The organism is Roseibium sp. RKSG952, assembly GCF_009711355.1.
In genome coordinates, this window is the sequence record NZ_SMMF01000599.1 from 1 (window position 1) to 2,375 (window position 2,375).

Annotated in this window: 1 protein-coding gene, 1 tRNA gene and 1 riboswitch; of the genes, one reads left to right on the plus strand and one right to left on the minus strand. The window is 54.9% G+C overall.

The window, feature by feature from the left end; all coding sequences use genetic code 11:
- Positions 1-282 precede the first annotated feature (282 nt).
- Complete coding sequence (locus E1297_RS02665) at positions 283-1,836, minus strand: cryptochrome/photolyase family protein (RefSeq protein WP_155133563.1); 1,554 nt, start codon at positions 1,834-1,836, stop codon at positions 283-285.
- 203 nt (positions 1,837-2,039) lie between these two features.
- On the opposite strand from E1297_RS02665, the gene E1297_RS02670 reads away from it, so the two are divergent.
- Positions 2,040-2,116: transfer RNA gene (locus E1297_RS02670), tRNA-Arg, on the plus strand.
- 148 nt (positions 2,117-2,264) lie between these two features.
- Positions 2,265-2,375: riboswitch (cobalamin riboswitch) on the plus strand. This riboswitch is flagged as partial in the annotation.

Genomic DNA, 2,375 nt, shown 5'->3' on the forward strand with positions numbered 1-2,375 from the left:
TCGAAACATGCATAATTTGGCCTTACGTCACAGACGTGGCGATGACACCATAAGGAATTGAGTGTCAAGGACGCGGTACGCGCCGCCACACGGTTAAGGATCCTTGACAATCAATTCCTTATGGCACGCCGGCCAGGAAGCTTTCCAAGGCGGCAAACGCCTTGAAAGGCGTTCCGAGAACATTTCATCTCCATCCCAAACAGATAATTATGGGCAAATTTGGCGCGTTCAGCTGCACAGACCAGCATTATGCGGAGGTCTCTCAAAAGAGATCCACAAGGGTCAAGTGACCTTGGTCCTGTCTTCGAGAGCTGAGAGAAACACTTTGGCAGATTCACGATGGGCACCCCGCTTTTCTTCCCCCATCCGGCCCCATGTGGAATATACCTGTGCCATCCTATGATTACCTCGCAACCTATCCGTGTTTCGATCGATAAAATCCCAATAAAGATAATTGAATGGACAGGCTGAACTCCCGGTCTTTTTTGAAATATCATATGAGCAATCGGTGCAATAGTTTGACATCTTCTTGATGTAGTTGCCACCGGATGCGTAAGGTTTGGACCCGAGAAGACCTCCATCTGCGAATTGGCTCATCCCGATCGTGTTCGGCAATTCCACCCATTCATAGGCATCCGCATAGACCGCAAGATACCACTCGTGGATCTGTTTTGGCTCCACGCCAATCAGCAGCGCGAAATTGCCGGTAACCATCAGCCGCTGGATGTGATGGGCATAGGCCTCTTCCCTGGTCTGCCTGATGGCTTCCCGCATACAGGCCATATCGGTTTCGCCGGTCCAATAGAAGGATGGAAGATCCCGGCTTGCGCCAAGATAATTGCTTTCCACATAGGCTGGCATCTTCAACCAATAGAGACCGCGCACATACTCGCGCCAACCGATGATTTGCCGGATAAAACCTTCGGCCGCATTCAGCGGCGCATGACCTTCATGATATGCAGCCTCAACCCTCCGGCACATCTCCATCGGATCAAGCAACCCGGCATTCAGATAAACGGAGGTGACCGAATGATAGAGGAACTTTTCTCCCGCCAGCATAGCGTCCTGATAGTCACCAAAGGATGGTAGCGCGGTCTCCAGAAAATGGTCGAAAGCGGCTTCGGCCTGCTGGCGGCTGGTTGCGAACCAGAACGGCTCCAAATCTCCAAAATGCGCGCCAAATCTATCAGACACCAGTTCCAGGACATCCAGAGTGATGGTATCGGGCTCAAAGCGCTTGGGCTCGGGAATAGCAAGTCCGGCCTTGGCCGGCTTCCGATTGTCCGCGTCGAAGTTCCACTTGCCTCCGGCGGGTTGCGCTCCGCCTTGAGCGGTGTCCATAAGCAGGCCCGTCGTCTTGCGCATTTCTCGGTAGAAATACTCCATCCGGAGTTGCTTGCGCCCGTCCGCCCATGAGCGGAACGCGGAGAGCGAACAAACAAACCGGTCATCCGTCAGAATGTCGACCGGCGTGTCGAAAGCCTCCGGCCATCCCTTGATCGCCTCCAGAACCCGCCATTCGCCCGGCTCGGTCACAACGACCCGGTCCGGGGCGAATTGCTTCACGTGCCGTTCGACTTCTCCGCTGAGTGACCCGGAATTGTCAGGATCCGGAAACTTGACATAAGTCACCTGCCACCCGGCCTCCGCTAGCTCGCGCGCGAAGTGGCGCATCGCGGAAAACACAAAGGCGATCTTTTTCTTGTGGTGCGGCACATACTCCGCCTCCCCGGCCACCTCCATCATCAAGACCCGGTCGCAATCGGGATCCCCAAGACGCAGGGACGGCAGTTTGGGGGAGAGCTGATCTCCCAGGATCACGATCAGATTTCCCATGGGTTCCCCGCATCAGGATTGGGCGTTGTTTTGGAAAATACGCATTAATCGTTCAATCCTATCACCGGGTCATGCGCCTTTTTTCACAAGCCGGTCTTTGAGACCCGCGAGGATTTAAGGAGTCTTGTCAACAGGCACAGAAAGGCATTGCCGGAGCGGCGATCATCCTGTATCAGAGCTGCACCGACGCAAGTCGCCGATCCGCACCCGTAGCTCAGCTGGATAGAGCGCTGCCCTCCGAAGGCAGAGGTCACAGGTTCGAATCCTGTCGGGTGCGCCAATTCTTTATTGTATTCCCGCCAAACTGCGTCGCCTGCGAACCGAGAATATGTTCTTGGTATGCTCAAGGTGATCTTGCGCCCCGCAATTGCGCCGTGGATTGCCCCCCTTCCCCGTGACCTGCTGTTGACAAGCTATCCAGAAAATGAATTGTCAAATTTGACATTGGTTCCGGGTGTGTCCGGATGAATAGGGAACACGGGAACAGCGTCCGGAAGCTTGCGCTGAAGCCGTGGCTGCCCCCGCAACTGTGAGCGGAG

Excerpts from the sequence above, each read along its gene's own strand:
- E1297_RS02665 (WP_155133563.1), bottom strand. The coding sequence starts at position 1,836 with ATGGGAAATCTGATCGTGATCCTGGGAGATCAGCTCTCCCCCAAACTG.